The organism is Azohydromonas sediminis (assembly GCF_003574675.1).
Taxonomy (GTDB): Bacteria; Pseudomonadota; Gammaproteobacteria; order Burkholderiales; family Burkholderiaceae_C; genus Calidifontimicrobium; species Calidifontimicrobium sediminis.
Window position 1 is genome coordinate 12,596 of the sequence record NZ_QOAZ01000009.1, and the last position, 18,324, is coordinate 30,919.

15 protein-coding genes are annotated in these 18,324 nt (G+C 73.0%); 7 read left to right on the forward strand and 8 right to left on the reverse strand.

The features are described from left to right. Positions 1–487: 487 nt before the first annotated feature. Positions 488–1,528 (reverse strand): tRNA preQ1(34) S-adenosylmethionine ribosyltransferase-isomerase QueA, encoded by a 1,041-nt coding sequence (gene queA, locus DRV96_RS06960; RefSeq protein WP_119289263.1) that lies wholly within the window; start codon positions 1,526–1,528, stop codon positions 488–490. Positions 1,529–1,578: 50 nt separating this feature from the next. Between queA and recG the strand changes: the two genes are divergently transcribed. Further along, positions 1,579–3,672 carry an ATP-dependent DNA helicase RecG gene (recG, locus tag DRV96_RS06965; RefSeq protein WP_119289265.1) on the forward strand — a complete coding sequence of 698 codons (2,094 nt, stop codon included), beginning with the start codon at positions 1,579–1,581 and terminating at the stop codon, positions 3,670–3,672. Between the two features lie 24 nt (positions 3,673–3,696). Here recG and panC read toward each other — a convergent pair whose 3' ends face one another. After that, entirely contained in the window at positions 3,697–4,539 is an 843-nt protein-coding gene (gene panC, locus DRV96_RS06970; RefSeq protein ID WP_119289267.1) for a pantoate--beta-alanine ligase, read from the reverse strand. A 5-nt stretch (positions 4,540–4,544) separates the two neighbouring features. Then, positions 4,545–5,351 (reverse strand): 3-methyl-2-oxobutanoate hydroxymethyltransferase, encoded by an 807-nt coding sequence (panB, locus tag DRV96_RS06975; protein WP_119289269.1) that lies wholly within the window; start codon positions 5,349–5,351, stop codon positions 4,545–4,547. 50 nt (positions 5,352–5,401) lie between these two features. Here panB and DRV96_RS06980 point away from each other — a divergent pair, with 50 nt between their 5' ends. Then, positions 5,402–6,322, forward strand: a complete 921-nt coding sequence (locus DRV96_RS06980; protein WP_119289271.1) for a LysR substrate-binding domain-containing protein — start codon at positions 5,402–5,404, stop codon at positions 6,320–6,322. Between the two features lie 225 nt (positions 6,323–6,547). Here the strand turns inward: DRV96_RS06980 and DRV96_RS06985 are convergent, their stop codons facing one another. Next, positions 6,548–9,016 carry a PAS domain-containing protein gene (locus DRV96_RS06985; protein ID WP_119289274.1) on the reverse strand — a complete coding sequence of 823 codons (2,469 nt, stop codon included), beginning with the start codon at positions 9,014–9,016 and terminating at the stop codon, positions 6,548–6,550. A gap of 114 nt (positions 9,017–9,130) precedes the next feature. Between DRV96_RS06985 and DRV96_RS06990 the strand changes: the two genes are divergently transcribed. Further along, the gene (locus DRV96_RS06990; protein WP_119289276.1) at positions 9,131–9,634 is read left to right on the forward strand and encodes a Dps family protein; all 504 of its coding nucleotides are present in this window, start codon (positions 9,131–9,133) and stop codon (positions 9,632–9,634) included. Positions 9,635–9,697: 63 nt separating this feature from the next. Here the strand turns inward: DRV96_RS06990 and DRV96_RS18000 are convergent, their stop codons facing one another. Further along, entirely contained in the window at positions 9,698–11,143 is a 1,446-nt protein-coding gene (locus DRV96_RS18000; RefSeq protein WP_162910975.1) for a choice-of-anchor I family protein, read from the reverse strand. Between the two features lie 210 nt (positions 11,144–11,353). Here DRV96_RS18000 and DRV96_RS07000 point away from each other — a divergent pair, with 210 nt between their 5' ends. Then, complete coding sequence (locus DRV96_RS07000) at positions 11,354–12,979, forward strand: peptide chain release factor 3 (protein WP_119289278.1); 1,626 nt, start codon at positions 11,354–11,356, stop codon at positions 12,977–12,979. A gap of 203 nt (positions 12,980–13,182) precedes the next feature. Here DRV96_RS07000 and DRV96_RS18370 read toward each other — a convergent pair whose 3' ends face one another. After that, positions 13,183–13,611: a hypothetical protein gene (locus DRV96_RS18370; protein ID WP_210756989.1), complete on the reverse strand. Its 429-nt coding sequence runs from the start codon at positions 13,609–13,611 to the stop codon at positions 13,183–13,185. Positions 13,612–13,728: 117 nt separating this feature from the next. Here DRV96_RS18370 and ubiA point away from each other — a divergent pair, with 117 nt between their 5' ends. After that, entirely contained in the window at positions 13,729–14,640 is a 912-nt protein-coding gene (gene ubiA, locus DRV96_RS18375) for a 4-hydroxybenzoate octaprenyltransferase (protein WP_210756990.1), read from the forward strand. A gap of 36 nt (positions 14,641–14,676) precedes the next feature. On the opposite strand, the gene proC is transcribed toward ubiA, so the two are convergent. Further along, positions 14,677–15,489 (reverse strand): pyrroline-5-carboxylate reductase, encoded by an 813-nt coding sequence (gene proC, locus DRV96_RS07010; protein ID WP_119289283.1) that lies wholly within the window; start codon positions 15,487–15,489, stop codon positions 14,677–14,679. A 44-nt stretch (positions 15,490–15,533) separates the two neighbouring features. Here proC and DRV96_RS07015 point away from each other — a divergent pair, with 44 nt between their 5' ends. Further along, on the forward strand, positions 15,534–16,808 hold the full coding sequence (locus tag DRV96_RS07015) for a Glu/Leu/Phe/Val family dehydrogenase (RefSeq protein WP_119289285.1): 1,275 nt from the start codon (positions 15,534–15,536) through the stop codon (positions 16,806–16,808). 13 nt (positions 16,809–16,821) lie between these two features. On the opposite strand, the gene DRV96_RS07020 is transcribed toward DRV96_RS07015, so the two are convergent. Next, positions 16,822–17,241 carry a hypothetical protein gene (locus tag DRV96_RS07020; RefSeq protein ID WP_119289287.1) on the reverse strand — a complete coding sequence of 140 codons (420 nt, stop codon included), beginning with the start codon at positions 17,239–17,241 and terminating at the stop codon, positions 16,822–16,824. Between the two features lie 110 nt (positions 17,242–17,351). Between DRV96_RS07020 and DRV96_RS07025 the strand changes: the two genes are divergently transcribed. Further along, positions 17,352–18,320, forward strand: coding sequence for a Bug family tripartite tricarboxylate transporter substrate binding protein (locus tag DRV96_RS07025; protein WP_119289290.1), 969 nt, complete (start codon positions 17,352–17,354; stop codon positions 18,318–18,320). The last annotated feature ends 4 nt before the right edge of the window (positions 18,321–18,324 follow it).

Here is an 18,324-nt window from a genome sequence, read left to right on the forward strand (position 1 = left end):
ACCCATGTTTGGTGACCTGCGGTTGGGCGTGCGGAGGTCGTGGCGGCAGGGCGACGGCGGTGCCTGCGTGCTCCGGCCCACGCTCGCGCTTCACCGCGGTGCCGCGCGACCGTCTTTCCTGTCATCACCGCTTGTAGCCTGACCAGGTTGGGGCGAGCGCGAATCGGGCCTGCGCCCGCAGACACCGCCATCGCCCTGCGGTCACCCTGGTTGGCAGGCCTCGCGGTGGCAGGACTTGTTCATGGGCATGGCGCGTGGCCCGGGCGTGCGGGCGCAGGCCCGATTCGCGCTCGCCCCAACCGATGCACGACAACACGGAGACGACGGCACGACGGCAGCCGTCTGCAGCCGGTGACGCGCGAGCCTGGGCCGGAGAACGCACGCCCGGGCCACGTGCTACGCGCAATCCGTCGCGCGCGGACGGTCGGGACCAGCCGCAACGGGCCGAAACCCGAACCCCGCGGCAAGGCGCGCCACGATCAGCGCGTCAGCCGCGCGCGAGCAGCATCGCGTCGCCGTAGCTGAAGAAGCGGTAGCGCGCCTCGACGCCGTGGCGGTAGAGCGCCATCACGTGCTCGTAGCCGGCGAACGCGGCCACGAGCATCAGCAGCGTGCTCCGGGGCAGGTGGAAGTTGGTGATCAGCAGGTCGACGACGCGGAACGTGAAGCCCGGCGTGACGAACAGGTCGGTCTCGCGCGCGCCGGCTTCGAGGCGGCCCGACAGCGCGGCCGACTCGAGCGCGCGCAGCGTCGTCGTGCCGGCGGCGACGACGCGTCCGCCCGCGGCGCGCGTGGCCTCGACGGCGGCGACCGCCTTGGCGTCGACCTCGAACCACTCGCTGTGCATGCGGTGCTCGGCGATCGACTCGGCGCGCACCGGCTGGAACGTGCCGGCGCCCACGTGCAGCGTCACCGCGGTGCGCTTCACGCCGCGCGCGTCGAGTGCGGCGAGCACCTCGTCGTCGAAGTGCAGCGATGCGGTCGGGGCGGCGACCGCGCCGGGGCGGCGCGCGAACACGGTCTGGTAGCGCTGCGCGTCGTCGGCGGTGTCGGCGTGCGTGATGTACGGCGGCAGCGGCACGTGGCCGTGCGCCTCGAGCAGCGCGAGCGGCTCGTCGGGAAAGCGCAGGTGGAACAGCGAGCCGTCGGGCCCGCCGCGGCCGAGCACCTCGGCGTCGAACGCGCCGGCGAAGCGGATCGTCGAGCCGGGCTTGGGCGACTTGCTCGCGCGCAGCTGCGCGAGCACTTCGTCGCCCGGCAGCACGCGCTCGACGAGCGCCTCGACCGCGCCACCGGTGGGCTTTTCGCCGTACAGCCGCGCCTTGATCACGCGCGTGTCGTTGAACACGAGCAGGTCGCCGGGCGCGAGCAGTTGCGGCAGGTCGCGAAACACGCGGTCGACCGGCACGGGCCCGCGCCCGTCGAGCAGCCGCGACGCGCTGCGCTGCGGCGCCGGGTGCTGCGCGACGAGCTCGGCGGGCAGCGCGAAGTCGAAGTCGCTGAGGGTGAAGACGCGCGGCGTGCTCATGCTCGGTCGGTGTGCGGAACTCAAGACTACACCGGCGGCAGAATGGTTCCATGGCTGCTGCCGCCGGCATCCCGCCGTCTTCCGCCGTCAAGCCCGTGGCCAGGCCCGCCGCCAAGTCCGCACCGCAGCGCGCGCTCGAGAAGCTCGGCCTCGTCGGCGACGTCGAGCTCGCGCTGCACCTGCCGCTGCGCTACGAGGACGAGACGCGGCTCGCGCGCATCGCCGACCTGCGCGAGGGCGACACCGCGCAGGTCGAGGGCGTCGTGCGCGACGCGCGCGTCGAGACACGCGCGCGCCGCCAGCTCGTCGTGCGCCTGGACGACGGCAGCGGCGAGCTGGTGCTGCGCTTCCTGCACTTCTACCCGTCGCACCGCAAGCTGCTCGCGCCGGGCGCGCGCGTGCGCGCGATGGGCGAGGTGCGCGGTGGCTTCCTCGGCCGCGAGATGGTGCACCCCGCGTGCCGCGCCGTCGAGCCGGGCGCGCCGCTGCCGGCGACGCTGACGCCGGTGTACCCGACGACGGCGGGGCTGCCGCAGGCCTACCTGCGCAAGGCCGTCGCGTCGGCGCTCGCGCGCGCGCCGCTCGACGATCCGTGGCCGCGCGAGGCGCGCGAGCGCTGGTGGCCGCCGGGGCTGCCGTCGCTGCGCGAGGCGCTCGAGTTCCTGCACCACCCGCCGCCGCGCACGCCGCTGGCCACGCTCGACGACCGCAGCCACCCGGCGTGGCAGCGGCTGAAGTTCGACGAGCTGCTCGCGCAGCAGCTGTCGCAGCGCCTCGCGCAGCGCGAGCGCGCCGCACTCGCGGCGCCGGCGCTGCGTGCCGCACCGGGCGGGCTGCCCGAGCGGCTGCTCGCGGCGCTGCCGTTCACGCTGACGGCCGCGCAGCGGCGCGTCGTGGACGAGATCGCCGCCGATCTCGCACGCGCGCAGCCGATGCACCGGCTGCTGCAAGGCGACGTCGGCTCGGGCAAGACGGTGGTCGCCGCGCTGGCGGCGGCGGTCGCGATCGACGCCGGCTGGCAGTGCGCGCTGATGGCGCCCACCGAGATCCTCGCCGAGCAGCACTTCGCCAAGCTCGTGCAGTGGCTCAAGCCGCTGGGGGTGGGCGTCGCGTGGCTCGCCGGCAGCCGCAAAGGCAAAGTGCGTGCGCAGCAGCTCGAGCGCATCGCCGGCGGCGCCGCGCAGCTCGTGGTCGGCACGCACGCCGTGATCCAGCACGACGTCGCGTTCGCGCGGCTGGGGCTGGCGATCGTCGATGAGCAGCACCGCTTCGGCGTCGCGCAGCGGCTCGCGCTGCGGCGCAAGCTCGACGCGGCGGCGCTCGAGCCGCACCTGCTGATGATGAGCGCGACGCCGATCCCGCGCACGCTGGCGATGACGTACTACGCCGACCTCGCGGTCAGCACGATCGACGAGCTGCCGCCCGGGCGCACGCCGATCGTGACCAAGGTGTTCGCCGACACGCGGCGCGACGACGTCATCGCGCGCATCCGCGACGAGGTCGCGCACGGGCGGCAGGTCTACTGGGTGTGCCCGCTCGTCGACGAGTCGGAGCACGTCGACCTACGCCACGCGACCGAGACGCACGCGCAGCTGTCGGCGGCGATGCCCGGTGTGGGCGTCGGCCTGCTGCACGGGCGCATGGCGCCCGCCGACAAGGCGGCCGTGATGTCGCAGTTCGCCAGCGGCCAGATGCCGGTGCTGGTGGCCACCACCGTGATCGAGGTCGGCGTCGACGTGCCCAACGCGAGCCTGATGGTCGTCGAGCACGCCGAGCGCTTCGGGCTCGCGCAGCTGCACCAGCTGCGCGGGCGCGTCGGCCGCGGCGCCGCGGCGAGCGTGTGCGTGCTGCTGTACACGCCGCCGCTGTCGGAGACCGGCAAGCAGCGGCTGCGCGCGATGGTGGAGACGACCGACGGCTTCGAGATCGCGCGCCGCGACCTCGCGATCCGCGGCCCCGGCGAGTTCATGGGCGCGCGCCAGAGCGGCGACGCGCTGCTGCGCTTCGCCGACCTCGCCAGCGACGAGCCGCTCGTGCAGCGTGCGCGCGCCGCGGCCGACGCGCTGCTCGACGCGTACCCGCAGGCCGCGCGCGCACATGTGCGGCGCTGGCTCGGGCAGCGCACCGAGCTGCTCAAGGCCTGAACCTGGCGACGGCGCGCGGCGCCGTCAGATCTCGAGGTTGTCGATCAGCCGCGTCGTGCCGAGCTTGGCGGCTGCGAGCACGACGAGCGGCTCGTCGGCCGCGGCCGGCGGCTGCAGGTCGGCGCGCCGGCGCACCGCGACGTAGTCGGGCGCCCAGCCGTGGCGCCGCAGCCCGTCGATCGCGGCGCGTTCGAGTGCATCGAAGTCGCGCTGCCCGCCGCGCACCGCCTGCGCCAGCACCTGCAGCGTGCGGTGCAGGCGCGGCGCCTCGGCGCGCTCGGCCGGCGACAGGTAGCCGTTGCGCGACGAGCGCGCGAGCCCGTCGGCCTCGCGCGACGTCTCGCCGGCGAGGATGTCGATCGGCAGCGCGAGCTGGCGCACCATCGTGCGCACGACCATCAGCTGCTGGTAGTCCTTCTTGCCGAACACCGCCGCCTGCGGCTGCACGACGTTGAACAGCTTGAGCACGACGGTGCACACGCCGGTGAAGAAGCCGGGGCGGAACTGCCCTTCGAGCAGGCCGGCCAGTGCCGCCGGCGGCTGCACGACGACGCCCTGCGGCTCGGGGTACATCTCGCGCTCGTCGGGTGCGAAGACGAGGTCGCAATGCTCGCGCTCGAGCAGCGCGCAGTCGGCGGCCAGCGTGCGCGGGTAGCGGTCGAAGTCCTCGTGCGGCGCGAACTGCAGCCGGTTGACGAAGATGCTCGCGACGACCGGCGCGCCGCCGCTGGCCGCGGCGTGCGCGCGCGCCTGGCGCACGAGCGCGAGGTGGCCCTCGTGCAGGTTGCCCATCGTCGGCACGAACACGGGCCGCGGCCCGGCGGCCAGGGCCTCGCGCAGCGCGGCGACGGTGTGGACGACACGCATCGGGGTCAGAACGCGTGGATCGTGTCGTCGGGGTAGCGGCCGGCCTTGACGTCGGCGACGTAGGCCGAGATCGCGGCGTCGACGCTGCCCGCACCGGCGGCGAAGTCGCGCACGAAGCGCGGCTTCTTCCCGCGCGTGGCGCCGAGCATGTCGTGCAGCACGAGCACCTGGCCGCTGCAGCCACTGCCGGCGCCGATGCCGATCGTCGGGATCGGCAGCTCGGCAGTGATCTCGCGCGCGAGTGCCGCCGGCACCAGCTCGAGCACGAGCATCGCGGCGCCGGCATCGGCGAGTTCGCGCGCGTGGCGGCGCAGCGTCGCCGCGGCATCGGCGTCGCGCCCCTGCACGCGCCAGCCGCCCAGCGCGTGCACCGACTGCGGCGTCAGCCCCAGGTGCGCGCACACCGGCACGCCGCGCTCGACGAGGTGACGCACCAGCGGCGCGGTCCAGCCGCCGCCTTCGAGCTTGACCATCTGCGCGCCGGCGGCGACGAGCTTGGCCGCGCTGCGCATCGCCTGCTCGACACCCTCGTGGTAGCTGCCGAACGGCAGGTCGCCGATCAGCCACGCGTGGCGGTTGCCGCGCGCGACGCACTGCACGTGGTACGCCATCTCGTCGATCGTCGTCGGCAGCGGCGTCGCGTGGCCCTGCACGACCATCCCGAGCGAGTCGCCGACGAGCAGGCAATCGACGCCGCAGTCGTCGAGCACGCGCGCCCACGTCGCGTCGTAGCACGTCAGCATCGCGATCTTCTCGCCGGCGGCGTGCATCTCGCGCAGGCGGGGCAGGGTGACGGGACGCCGTTCTGACATCGGGCAAGCGCCTTTGGCCGACAGGCGCGGGATTTGAGCACAATCGGGCCATGACCCTGACCGAGTTGCGCTACATCGTCGCCGTCGCGCGCGAGAAGCACTTCGGGCGTGCCGCCGAGGCGTGCTTCGTCTCGCAGCCGACGCTGTCGGTGGCGATCAAGAAGCTTGAGGAGGAGCTCGACGTCAAGATCTTCGAGCGCGGCGCGAGCGAGGTCAGCGTCACGCCGCTCGGCGAGGAGATCGTGCGCCAGGCGCAGGCCGTCATCGAGCAGGCGGCGGCGATCAAGGAGATCGCCAAGCGCGGCAAGGACCCGCTGGCCGGGCCCCTCAGGCTGGGCATCATCTACACGATCGGCCCGTACCTGCTGCCCGAGCTGGTGCGCCACGCGATCGAGATGACGCCGCAGATGCCGCTGATGCTGCAGGAGAACTTCACCGTCAAGCTGCTCGAGATGCTGCGCACCGGCGAGCTCGACTGCGCGATCATGGCCGAGCCGTTCCCCGACACGGGGCTGGCGATCGCGCCGCTGTACGACGAGCCGTTCATGGTCGCGGTGCCGAAGAACCACCCGCTGGCGCAGCGCGACGCGATCGCCAGCGAGGAGCTCAAGCGCGAGACGATGCTGCTGCTGGGCACCGGGCACTGCTTCCGCGACCACGTGCTCGAGGTGTGCCCCGAGTTCGCGCGCTTCTCGACGGACGCCGAGGGCATCCGCAAGAGCTTCGAGGGCTCGTCGCTCGAGACGATCAAGCACATGGTCGCTTCGGGGATGGGGGTGACGGTGGTGCCGCAGCTGAGCGTGCCGAAGGAGCCGCAGCCGCACGTCGCCTACGTGCCGTTCGCGCCGCCGGTGCCCACGCGCCGCGTCGTGCTCGCGTGGCGGCGCACGTTCACGCGCTATGAAGCGATCGCCGCGCTGCGCAACGCCGTCTACGCGTGCGAGCTGCCGGGCGTCAAGCGGCTGTCGTGAGCGCCGGGGCGCGGTCGAAGGGCTATCGCGCCGTTCGACACATCCGATTGGACCGCGGCGGCGCGCGGCCCTAGATTGGCGCCGTGCCCGCGGGGTGCGGGCGGTGGGAGATCCGCATGCGCAGTTGGCGCACCGTCTTCGGCGCCGCGCTGTTCGGCGCCGGCGCACTGGCCGGACTCGGCGAGGCCGCGCGTCTGATGGCTGCGGCCTGAGCCGCACGGCGCGTCAGGCGCGCCCGGCGCGCGCGAGCAGGCGGCCGACGACGGCGTCGAAGACCGACACGTCGATCGGCTTGGTCAGGTACTCGTCGAAGCCGGCCTCGATCGCGCGCCGTGCGTCGGCCGGCATCGCGTGCGCGGTTAGCGCGACGACGGGGATCGTGGCCGTGGCCGGGTCGGCGCGCAGGCGGGCGAGCGCCTCGTAGCCATCCATCTCGGGCAGGTGGATGTCGAGCAGCACCAGCGCCGGGCGTTGCGCGCGCGCGAGCTCGAGCCCGAGCCGCGCCGACGGTGCGCCGATCACGCGCACGCCGGCGTGGCGCGCGAGGATCTGCTCGACCAGCGCCAGGTTGGCCGGGTTGTCCTCGACGCACAGCACGCCGAGCTCGTGCGCCGGCAGCGGGGCCGGCGCCGCGGCGTCGGCCACCGGCCGCGGCGGGGGCGGATCGGCCAGCCGGTCGCGCGGCAGCTCGATCCAGAACGTGCTGCCGCGGCCCGGCTCGCTGTCGACGCCGATGCGCCCGGCCATCAGCTCGACCAGGCGCTTGCTCAGGCTCAGCCCGATGCCGGTGCCCTCGATCGGCCCGAACTCGGCGCCGAGCCGGCTGAACGGTTGGAACAGCTGCGGCAGCCGTTCGGGCGCGATCCCGGCGCCGGTGTCGTGCACCTCGATGCGCACGCGGAACTCGTCGAGCACGCGCGCCGTGATCGTCGCGCTGCCGCGCTGGCGGTTGTACTTGACCGCGTTCGAGACGAGGTTGAGCAGCACCTGCTTCAGGCGCAGGCGGTCGGCGCGCACGACGAGGTCGCCCGGTACCTCGGCGTGCAGCGCGACGTCGCGCTGGCGCGCCAGCGGGTCGGTCAGTGTCAGCGCCTCGCGCACCAGGTCGGCCAGCTCGAGCGGCTCGGGCGACAGCGCCAGACGGCCCGACTCGACGTGCGCGAGGTCGAGCACTTCGTCGATCAGCCGCAGCAGGTGGCGTCCGGCGCGCAGCACCTCGGTCACGTAGCCGCGCGAGCGCAGCGTCAGCGCGCGGTCGAGCTCGAGCAGCTGCGCGAAGCCAAGGATCGCATTGAGCGGCGTGCGCAGCTCGTGGCTCATGCTCGAGAGGAACTCGGTCTTCGCACGGCTGGCCTGCTGCGCGGCGTCGCGCGCGGCCACCAGCTCGTGCGTGCGCGCCTCGACGAGCTTCTCGAGCTCGTCGCGGTGGCGCTCGAGCGCGCGCTCGGCCTCGCGCCGTGCCGTGACGTCGACGACGATCGCGAACACGCGCACGACGCGCCCGTGCTCGTCGCGCTCGGCGCGCACGACGAGCGACGCGTCCATCACGCTGCCGTCCTTGCGCAGGTAGCGCTTGTCGAGCGTGTAGGCGTCGATGTCGCCGCGCAGCAGCCGCTCGTACTGCGCCATGTCGGCGTCGACGTCGTCGGGGTGCGTCAGGTCGGTCCAGTGGTGCTGGGCGTATTCCTCGGGCGTGTAGCCGAGCATCTCGGCCATGCGGCGGTTGACGCGCTCCCAGCCCTGGTACGGCGCCTCGATCGTCATGCCGACCAGGCCGGCGTCGAAGAACTGGCGGAACGCCTGTTCGCTGCGGTGCAGCGCGAGTTCGGCTTCGCGGTGCTCGGTGATGTCGAGCACGGTGCCGACCGCGGCGACGAAGCGTCCGTCGTCGTCGAGCACCGGCTCGGCGCGGCCCAGCAGGTGCTTGACGGCGCCCGCGGGCGTGACGATGCGGAACTCGGCCTCGTAAGCCCGGCGCGCGGCCATCGCCTCGTCGTGCACGCGCTGCAGCCGCTCGCGGTCGTCGGGATGGATCAGGCGCAGGAAGTCGCTCTCGGCAGGCGGGCCGGCGGCCGGATCGACGCCGAAGATGCGAAACGTCTCGTCGCTCCACTCGAGGCGCGCGCTGTCGCGGCTCCACCGCCAGCTGCCCAGGCGCGCGAGCCGCTGCGCCTGGCGCAGGCTCGCCTCGCGCTCGCGCAGCGCATACTCGGCGCGCTTGCGTGCGTCGATGCGCGTGATGACGCCGTGCCACAGCGTGCTGCCGTCGGGCAGCCGCTCGGGCGTCGCGCGCCCGTGCAGCCAGTGCACGCTGCCGTCGGCGAAGCGCACGCGGTACTCGCAGTCCCACGGCGTGAGGTCGCGCTGCGACGTGGCGATCGACGCGACGACCCGCTCGAGATCGTCGGGGTGGCCGAACGCGAACAGGGCGCTGGCGTCGTCGCGCACCTGCTCGGGCGTCACGCGGTAGACGTCGCGGATGCCCTCGCTGGCGAACGGGAAGCACGAGCGCCCGTCGGGCCACGCCTGGTACTGGTACAGCACGCCGGGGACCTGCGCCGCCAGCCGCGCCAGGCGCTGCTCGCGCTCGCGCAGCGCGGCGACCTCGCGCCGCAGCTGTTCGATCTCGGCGGCGGGGTCCTCCGGCGGCGGCGCGGGCGGGTCGGTCGGGGGAGGCGGAGCGGGGTTCGACATCGGGCAGCCGCGGCCGGGCGCACGTGCGTGCGACGCACGCAGTATGCCGCCCCGAGACGGGGCTGGGCTAGACTGGCTCGCACCCGTTCAACGAGGCGAAGCAAGGAGCACCCCATGGGCAAGAAGACCGCATCCGCCGGCGCACCGCGCATCGACATCGGCATCGGCGAGAAGGACCGCAAGGCGATCGCCGACGGCCTGTCGAAGCTGCTCGCCGACACCTACACGCTGTACCTGACGACGCACAACTTCCACTGGAACGTCACCGGCCCGATGTTCAACACGCTGCACACGATGTTCATGCAGCAGTACACGGAGCTGTGGAACGCCGTCGACCCGATCGCCGAGCGCATCCGCGCGCTCGGCCACGTCGCGCCGGGCAGCTATGCGCAGTACGGCAAGCTCAGCAGCATCCCCGACGCCCCGGCCGAGCCGCCGAAGGCGATGGACATGGTGCGCATCCTCGTCGACGGCCACGAGGCGGTGGCGCGCACCGCGCGCAGCGTGTTCCCGCTCGCCGAGAAGGCCGACGACCAGCCGACCGCCGACCTGCTGACGCAGCGCCTCGACGTGCACGAGAAGACGGCGTGGATGCTGCGCTCGCTGCTCGAGGAGTGACGGCGCCGCGCGATCCGCGAGGCGACTGCGCTGGGCGTCGCCCGGCGTTTTTCGCGGCGTCGCTCAGTGCCTGTCGCGGCCGCGACGCTTCGACACCCTGACTTCGTACAGCGACGTTGTGTCGCTGACTTCGTGCGCGATGGCCACGTAGTGGCGCCTGCCGACACGGAATGCCGTCAGTCCCTCGGGCGAGCGGTCGCCTTCGCCGACGATCATGTCGAGGTACTCGACGGCGTGCGGGTCGGTGATGTCGAACACCGCGATCGCGGCCTTCAGCGTGCGCTCGAGGCCGACGAACGCGAGCACACGGCCCTCGACGTGCAGCAGCGCGAGGCCCTCGGGCTCGACGCCCTTGTTGTCGCTGCGGGTGTCGTCGTAGATGCCGAGGCGGATCGCTTCGGCGTCGAGCAGGCTGCCGCTGTCGTAGACGATGCGACCCGCGCGGTCGCGGATCGAGATCGAGCGGCCGCCGAACGCGACCCACGGGCCGCCGGCGACGGAGTCCACGCTCGACAGCGTCGTGCGGGCGAGCACGCCGGTGGCGCCGAGCGTCGAGCCGCGTGCCTCGTCGGCCTCGTCCTCGCGCGCATCGCCTTCGTTGGCCATCACGAGGTAGGTGCGGCCCTTGTGTTCGTAGGCTGCCAGCGTGTCGGGCTGGTACAGGCCGGACAGGCTGGCGCTGACGAGCTCGATCACGCCGCTCGGGCGGTCGCTCGGGTCGAGCTCGTTGCCGGGGAGGCTGAAATCCTTCAAGCCCAGCGGGACGATGCGCTCGAACGCGCGCGCCTTGAGGTTCAGCACCGCGACGCCGTTGGCTTCCTGCAGTCCGACGTAGGCGTACTGGCCGGTCTTGTCGACGGCGATGTACTCGGGCTCGGGGTCGTAGGGGCTCAATGTGTCGGGGAACAGGCGCAGCGTCTCGTAGCCCGGGATCGACGCGTCGATCGGCAGCGTCGTCACGCGGCGCGTGCGCACGTCGACGATGCTGACGCTGCCGACGGGATCGTCGGCGCTGCCGGGGTTCGGCGTGCCCTCGTTGGCCACCAGCAGCTGACGGCCGTTGGGCGTGAACGTGAGCATGTCGGGCAGCGCGCCGACGGCGACCGGCGCGCCGAGCTGGCGCCGCGTGCGCGTGTCGAAGAACGCGACGACGCCCGGCTGCGTGCGGTCGATCGCGTTCTCGATCGCGAGCGCCGCCAGGCCGTCGTGGATTGCGACGCTGTTGACGGCGCCCAGGTGCCGAACGTCGATCGACGCCAGCCGCTGGCCCGTCGCGCGGTCGAGCACATCGACGCCGACGACGCCGGCAACCCACAGTGTGTCGGTGCGGTCGTCGTAGGCGACGATCTCGGCCTTCTGGCCCGGAATCCCGCCAACCGCATGGGCGGACTGCCACACGCGCGTGACGGTGACGTCCGTGGCCAGCGCGGCCGACGCGACGAAGGCGCAGGCGGCGGCGAGGGTGGCGGCGCGCGCAAGCGCGCACAGACGTGAGGGCAGGTGGAGCATGGCGCAGGCGATCGCAGTGGACGAGGCCCGCCAGCGTGACGGGCGCGCGTGACACTCGCGTGACAGCGCACCGCGTGCCCCGCACCTCGGGGGCGACGGGCAGGCGCGCCGACGCCGCCCGCAGACGTGCCGCGAACCCGCCGCAGCATCGATAATTTGCCATTTGCCCGATCCGCGCGCGCTCCCGGCAGCCGAGCGCGCGCCACCCCGATGTCCGACCCTACCCCCCGCATCGACGCCGAGGTGCGCCGCCGCCGCACCTTCGCGATCATCAGCCACCCCGACGCCGGCAAGACGACGCTGACCGAGAAGCTGCTGCTGTTCTCGGGCGCGATCCAGATCGCCGGCTCGGTCAAGGCGCGCAAGGCGTCGCGCTACGCGACGTCGGACTGGATGGAGATCGAGAAGCAGCGCGGCATCTCGGTGGCCAGCTCGGTGATGCAGATGGAGTACCGCGACTGCGTCATCAACCTGCTCGACACGCCGGGCCACCAGGACTTCAGCGAGGACACCTACCGCGTGCTGACCGCGGTCGACGCGGCGCTGATGGTGATCGACGCGGCCAACGGCGTCGAGCCGCAGACGCGGCGGCTGCTGCAGGTGTGCCGAGCCCGCAATACGCCGATCTTGACCTTCGTCAACAAGATGGACCGCGAGGTCCAGGAGCCGCTGGCGCTGATGGACGAGATCGAGCGCGAGCTCGGCATGAGCGTCGTGCCGTTCACGTGGCCGGTGGGCATGGCCAAGTTCTTCGGCGGCGTGCTCGACCTGCGGCGAGACCAGATGCGCGTCTTCGCGCCGGGCGCCGACCGCGCCGGCGGCGACGACGAGATCGTCGAGGGCCTGGCCAACCCCGTGCTCGCGCAGCGCTTCGGCGCCGCTTACGAGCAGGCTGCCGGCGAGATCGAGCTCGTGCGCGAGGCCGCGCCGGCGTTCGACGAGGCGGCGTTCCTCGCCGGCCACCAGACGCCGATGTTCTTCGGCAGCGCGATCAACAACTTCGGCGTCAAGGAGGTGCTCGACGCGCTGGTGGACCTCGCGCCGCCGCCGGGGCCGAAGGCGGCGATCCAGCGCACCGTCGAGCCGACCGAGCCGAAGTTCAGCGGCGTCGTGTTCAAGATCCAGGCCAACATGGACCCGGCGCACCGCGACCGCATCGCGTTCGTGCGCGTCGCGAGCGGCCACTTCACGCGCGGCATGCGGCTGAAGGTCACGCGCAGCGGCAAGGAGCTGCGCCCGAACACGGTGGTCTCGTTCCTCAGCCAGCGGCGCGAGCTGCTCGAGGAGGCCTTCGCCGGCGACATCATCGGCATCCCGAACCACGGCGTGCTGCAGCTCGGCGACACGCTGACCGAAGGCGAGGCGCTGCAGTTCACCGGGCTGCCGTTCTTCGCGCCCGAGATGTTCCGCTCGGTCGAGGTCGCCGACCCGCTGAAGACCAAGCAGCTGCGCGCCGGGCTGCAGCAGCTCGGCGAGGAAGGCGCGATCCAGGTCTTCCGCCCGGCGGCGGGCAGCGTGCTGCTGCTCGGCGCCGTGGGCCAGCTGCAGTTCGAGGTCGTCGCGCACCGCCTCGAGCACGAGTACGGTTGCAAGGCGCGCATCCTGCCGGCGCGCTACAACGTCGCGCGCTGGGTGACCTGCGACGACCAGAAGGAACTCGCGCGCTTCATCGACCACAACGCGCATCGCGTCGCCTACGACGCCGTCGACGCGCCCTGCGTGTTGCTCGAATACGCCGGCGAACTGCGTGCGATGCAGGACAACTGGCCGAAGATCCAGTTCCACGCGCTGCGCGAGCACGCCGGCCTCGTCTTCCAGAAACAGATCGAGGCTTGAGCGCCGCGGCTCACGGCGTGCCTGCGCACGCCGGGACGGCGCTCGAGGGGCCGAGCTCTGCGAGGCCGCGGCCTGCAAGGCTGAGCGCCGCGGCTCACGGCGATCCCCGCCGGCCGCGAGACGCGGCCGTCCCTCGGCCGGTCCGCGCCCGCGCAGGCGGGCGCTGAGCCGCCGGCCTCGGCCTGCGCATGCCGGGACGGGGCTCAGGCCGGTGCCGGCCACCGGTTGGCCAGGATCGCGCGCGAGACCATCGAGCGCGTCAGCCCCCAGCGGCACAGCATGTGGTCGAACACGAGCCGTTCGACGTCGTGCACGCGACCGTCGGCCGTGATCACGCTGGCGGCGAGCCGGCACACGAGCAGGCGCTTGGCCGGGTCGCGCACCGCCTCGAGCGCCGCGTCGATCTGCGCGATGTCCGACATGCGCAGGTAGCCGCGCTCGCCCAGCCGCGTGCTCTGGGCGTGCGCGAGCGCCTGGCGCAGGAACGCTTCGCGCGTCGTGCCGAGGCGGGCGTAGGCGTCGAGCTCGTCGAGGATCGCGAGCTCGCGCGCGTCGAACTCGGTGTCGGCGACGACGGCCAGGATCAGGACCTGGGCCAGGGCTTGGGGCGAGTCGATCGCGTGCTCGGACATCGGTGTCTCCTCGGCGGGTGGGTGTGCGCGGCGCGTGCGGCACAGGCGCCTCGATCGGAAATCTTTTCGAGCCGGCGCGCCGCCCCGGGTTCCGTGCCGGGCTCCGATAATCGGCGCGTGAGCACCGCCGTCACCTCGCCACCGTCGCGGCTGGCGCTGTACCTCGACCTGATCCGCTGGGACCGTCCGGCCGGCTGGCTGCTGCTGTTGTGGCCGACGCTGTCGGCGCTGTGGATCGCCGCCGACGGCTTCCCTGGCTGGCATCTCGTCGCCGTGTTCGTGCTCGGCACGATCCTGATGCGAAGCGCCGGCTGCGCCGTCAATGACGTCGCCGACCGCGAGTTCGACCGCCACGTCGAGCGCACCGCGCGGCGCCCCGTCACGCGCGGCGCGCTGCCGGTGCCCGAGGCGCTGGCGGTGGGTGCGGCGCTCGCGCTGGCCGCGTTCGCGCTCGTGCTGTCGACCAACCCGCCGACGGTGCTGCTGTCGTTCGCCGCACTCGCGATTGCGATCGCGTACCCCTACGCGAAACGCGTCGTCTCGATGCCACAGGCGGTGCTCGGCGTCGCGTTCAGCTTCGGCATCCCGATGGCGTTCGCCGCCGTGCTCGGCGGCAGCGACCGCTCGCCGGCCGCGGTGGCCGACGCGGTGCCGCCGCACGCGTGGGCGCTGCTGCTGTCGAACCTGTTCTGGGTGCTCGCCTACGACACCGAGTACGCGATGGTCGACCGCGACGACGACCTGAAGATCGGCATCCACACCTCGGCGATCACGCTCGGCCGCCACGACGTCGCCGCCGTGATGGCGTTCTACGCGATCCACCTCGTGAGCTGGGCCGCGATCGGGCGTTCGCTCGGGCTGGGGGCGTGGTTCCTCGCCGGCGTTGGCGTCGCGGCGCTGCAGGCGCTGTGGCACTGGACGCTGATCCGCGAGCGCCGGCGCGACGGCTGCTTCAAGGCGTTCCGCCTGAACCACTGGGTCGGCTTCGCGCTGTTCGCCGGCACCGCACTGGACCTCGCGCTGCGCTGAGCGCCGCGGCGCCGGCCGGCTGCGGCGGCGCGTCGCTCAGCCGAACTCGTCGCCGAGTTCCTTCGCGCGCCGCTGTGCAGCGACGATCGCGCGCACGACGGCGGCCTTGACGCCGTCGGCCTCCATCGATGTGATCGCCGCGTGCGTCGTGCCGCCCTTGGACGTCACGCGCTCGCGCAGCACCGCCGGCGGCTCGCCCGACTGCTGCGCCTGCGCCGCGGCGCCGGCCACCGTGGCCAGCGCCAGCTCGCGTCCCTGCGCGGCGCTCAGCCCCATCTCGACGGCGGCGGCTTCCATCGCCTCGACGAGGTAGAACACGTAGGCGGGCCCCGAGCCCGACAGCGCGGTCACGGCGTCGAGGTCGCTCTCGGCGCCGACCCACAGCACGCGCCCGGTCGGCGCGAGCACCTGCTCGACCGCGGCGCACTGCGCCGGCGTCACCGCCGGCCGCGCGTACAGACCGCTGATGCCCTGGCCGATCAGCGCTGGCGTGTTGGGCATCGCGCGCACGACGGCGTCGCTGCCGGTCGCGCGTGCGATCGCGTCGCTGCGGATGCCGGCCATCACGCTGAGCTGCAGCGCGCCGCGCACGTGCACCGCGCACGGCGCCGCTGCCGCGGCGAAGACCTGCGGCTTGACGGCCCAGACGACGAGCGCGGCCTGCGCGAGCGTCGCGTCGGCGCCGGCCAGCGTGCGCACGCCGTGCCGTGCGGCCAGCCGCTCGCGCTGCGCGGCGTCGGGCTCGACGACGACGATCGAACCCGGCGCGCGGCCCGCGCGCACGAGGCCGCCGACGATGGCGGCGGCCATGTTGCCGCCGCCGATGAACGCGATGGTGGTGTCGGTCATGGACGCAGTGTAGGCTCGCGTGTCCCCGCTGCGAGGAGTGCGCGATGAACGAGCCGCTGTCGTACGTCGACCCGGGCCCCGACAGCCCGTGGCGCACCTACCTCGCGCAGGTCGACCGCGTGCTGCCGTACCTCGGGCCGCTGGCGCGCTGGGCCGAGACGCTGCGCCGGCCGAAGCGCGCGCTCGTCGTCGACGTGCCGATCGAACTCGACGACGGCCGCGTCGCGCACTTCGAGGGCTTTCGCGTGCAGCACAACCTCAGCCGCGGGCCCGGCAAGGGCGGCGTGCGCTACCACCCGCAGGTCACGCTCGAGGAGGTGATGGCGCTGGCGGCGTGGATGAGCATCAAGAACGCCGCGGTGAACTTGCCGTTCGGCGGCGCCAAGGGTGGCATCCGCGTCGACCCGAAGGCGCTGTCGCGCAAGGAGCTCGAGCGGCTGACGCGCCGCTACACGAGCGAGATCGGCCTCGTGATCGGCCCGCAGCAGGACATCCCGGCGCCCGACGTCAACACCGACGCGCAGGTGATGGCGTGGATGATGGACACCTACAGCATGAACGTCGGCGCCACCGTGACCGGCGTCGTCACCGGCAAGCCGATCCACCTCGGCGGCTCGCTCGGGCGCGTCAAGGCCACCGGCCGCGGCGTGTTCGTCACCGGGCGCGAGGCGGCGCGGCGCATCGGGCTGGCGCTCGACGGCGCGCGCGTTGCGGTGCAGGGCTTCGGCAACGTCGGCTCGGCGGCGGCCGAGCTGTTCGTGCAGGCCGGCGCGAAGGTCGTCGCGATCCAGGACCACACGGGCATCGTCGTGAACCCGGCCGGATTCGACTTCGCGGCGCTCATGCCGCACGTGCGTGCGCACGGCGGCGTCGCGGGCTTTCCCGGCGGCGATGCCATCGACGGCGAGTCGTTCTGGGACGTGCCGTGCGACGTGCTGATCCCGGCCGCACTCGAGGGGCAGATCACCGCCGAGCGCGCGCGGCGCATTTGCGCGCGCCTGATCCTCGAAGGCGCCAACGGCCCGACGCTGCCGCCCGCCGACGACGTGCTCGCCGAGCGAGGCATCCTCGTCGTGCCCGACGTGATCTGCAACGCCGGCGGCGTGACGGTCAGCTACTTCGAGTGGGTGCAGGACTTCAGCTCGTTCTTCTGGACCGAGGACGAGATCAACGTGCGGCTCGACAAGATCCTCGTCGGCGCGCTGAAGACGATCTGGGACACCGCCGACCGCCACCGCATCGGTCTGCGCACCGCCGCGTTCGCCGTCGCGTGCGAGCGCATCCTGATGGCGCGCCAGGAGCGCGGGCTGTACCCGTGACGCGGGCGCGCGCTCAGCGCGCAGGCGACGCCGACGGCTCGGCGGGGCTCGGCAGCGTGATGCCCGGCGCCAGCGGGATGTCGCTCGACAGCGTGACGCCGGTGACGAAGTACCGCGTCTCGCCGAAGCAGCTCGTCGGCAGACCGACCTTCTCCTCGTAGTGCAGCGTCACGCGCTTGCCCATGACCTGCATGATCTGCGCCGCCACCGCGTCGTCGCGCACCGTGAACGGGAACTTCTCGACCGTGCTGCCCGGCAGCGAGACGAGGGCCAGCTCGCCTTCCCAGGTCTTGCAGATCCAGCCCTTCTTCGACAGCTTCTGCACCCAGCCGGCACGCTCGCCCTCGGAGTAGTTCCAGTGGAGCATCGCGAACACATAGCCGACGAACAGCACGACGGCCAGCGCGAGGCCGAGCAGCAGGCGGACGATCATCACCGGGCGGGCGCAGTCGGCATGGGCGCGATGGTGACACGAAGCGGCCGCTGCCGCGCGTAACATCGAATCTCATCCTTGCATTCCCCGCACTGCCGCGCGGCCCTGCCATGCAACGTCGCCACCTGCTCGCCCTCGCCCTGACCGCCACGCTGCCCGTCGCCGGCTTCGCGCAGCCCGCGTGGCCGACGCAGCCGGTCAAGATCGTCGTGCCGGCACCGGCCGGCAGCTCGCTCGACATCGTCGTGCGGCTGATGAGCGACAAGCTCAAGGAGCGCTGGGGCCACCCGGTCGTCGTCGAGAACCGCGTCGGCGCCGGCGGTCTGCTCGGCACCGACGCGGCGGCCAAGGCCGCGCCCGACGGCCACACGATGGTGCTGTCGTTCAACGGCCCGATCTCGTTCGCGCCGTTCATGTATGCGAAGCTGCCGTACGACCCGGCGAAGGATCTGGTGCCCGTCGTGATGACGACGTCGCAGCCCAACGTGCTGGCCGTCCACGCCGGCGTGCCGGCGACCAACGTCAAGGAGTTCGTCGCGTGGGCCAAGGCCAAGCCGGGCGGGCTGAACTACTCGTCACTGGGCAAGGGCAGCTCGTCGCACCTGACGATGGAGCTGTTCCTCGCCGACGCCGGCATCGCCGGCACGCACGTGCCTTACAACGGCTCGCCGCCGAGCGCGATGGCGGTCGCGCAGGGCGAGGTCGACGCGACGATGATGGTCGCGCCGGCGATGCTGCCGCACGTGCAGGCCGGGCGCGTCAAGCTGCTCGCCGTCACGAGTGCGCAGCGCCCCGAGTCGCTGAAGAGCCTGCCGACGATGGCCGAGGCCGGCTACCCGAACGTCGAGGCGCTGGCGTGGAACGGGCTGTTCGTGCCCGCCGGCACCCCGGCCGCCGTCGTGGCGCGCATCAATGCCGACGTCAACGCCGTGCTGCGCGACCCCGACGTGCGCGCCAAGCTCGACGCCGCCGGCTTGACGCCGGTGGGCGGCAGCGCCGCCGACTTCGCCGCCGCGGTGGCCGCCGACACGCAGCGTTGGGGGCCGATCATCCGCCGCATCGGGCTCAAGCTCGACTGAGCTG

Excerpts from the sequence above, each read along its gene's own strand:
- queA (WP_119289263.1), bottom strand. The coding sequence starts at position 1,528 with ATGAGCACGCCGCGCGTCTTCACCCTCAGCGACTTCGACTTCGCGCTG.
- recG (WP_119289265.1), top strand. The coding sequence starts at position 1,579 with ATGGCTGCTGCCGCCGGCATCCCGCCGTCTTCCGCCGTCAAGCCCGTG.
- panC (WP_119289267.1), bottom strand. The coding sequence starts at position 4,539 with ATGCGTGTCGTCCACACCGTCGCCGCGCTGCGCGAGGCCCTGGCCGCC.
- panB (WP_119289269.1), bottom strand. The coding sequence starts at position 5,351 with ATGTCAGAACGGCGTCCCGTCACCCTGCCCCGCCTGCGCGAGATGCAC.
- DRV96_RS06980 (WP_119289271.1), top strand. The coding sequence starts at position 5,402 with ATGACCCTGACCGAGTTGCGCTACATCGTCGCCGTCGCGCGCGAGAAG.
- DRV96_RS06985 (WP_119289274.1), bottom strand. The coding sequence starts at position 9,016 with ATGTCGAACCCCGCTCCGCCTCCCCCGACCGACCCGCCCGCGCCGCCG.
- DRV96_RS06990 (WP_119289276.1), top strand. The coding sequence starts at position 9,131 with ATGGGCAAGAAGACCGCATCCGCCGGCGCACCGCGCATCGACATCGGC.
- DRV96_RS18000 (WP_162910975.1), bottom strand. The coding sequence starts at position 11,143 with ATGCTCCACCTGCCCTCACGTCTGTGCGCGCTTGCGCGCGCCGCCACC.
- DRV96_RS07000 (WP_119289278.1), top strand. The coding sequence starts at position 11,354 with ATGTCCGACCCTACCCCCCGCATCGACGCCGAGGTGCGCCGCCGCCGC.
- DRV96_RS18370 (WP_210756989.1), bottom strand. The coding sequence starts at position 13,611 with ATGTCCGAGCACGCGATCGACTCGCCCCAAGCCCTGGCCCAGGTCCTG.
- proC (WP_119289283.1), bottom strand. The coding sequence starts at position 15,489 with ATGACCGACACCACCATCGCGTTCATCGGCGGCGGCAACATGGCCGCC.
- DRV96_RS07015 (WP_119289285.1), top strand. The coding sequence starts at position 15,534 with ATGAACGAGCCGCTGTCGTACGTCGACCCGGGCCCCGACAGCCCGTGG.
- DRV96_RS07020 (WP_119289287.1), bottom strand. The coding sequence starts at position 17,241 with ATGATCGTCCGCCTGCTGCTCGGCCTCGCGCTGGCCGTCGTGCTGTTC.
- DRV96_RS07025 (WP_119289290.1), top strand. The coding sequence starts at position 17,352 with ATGCAACGTCGCCACCTGCTCGCCCTCGCCCTGACCGCCACGCTGCCC.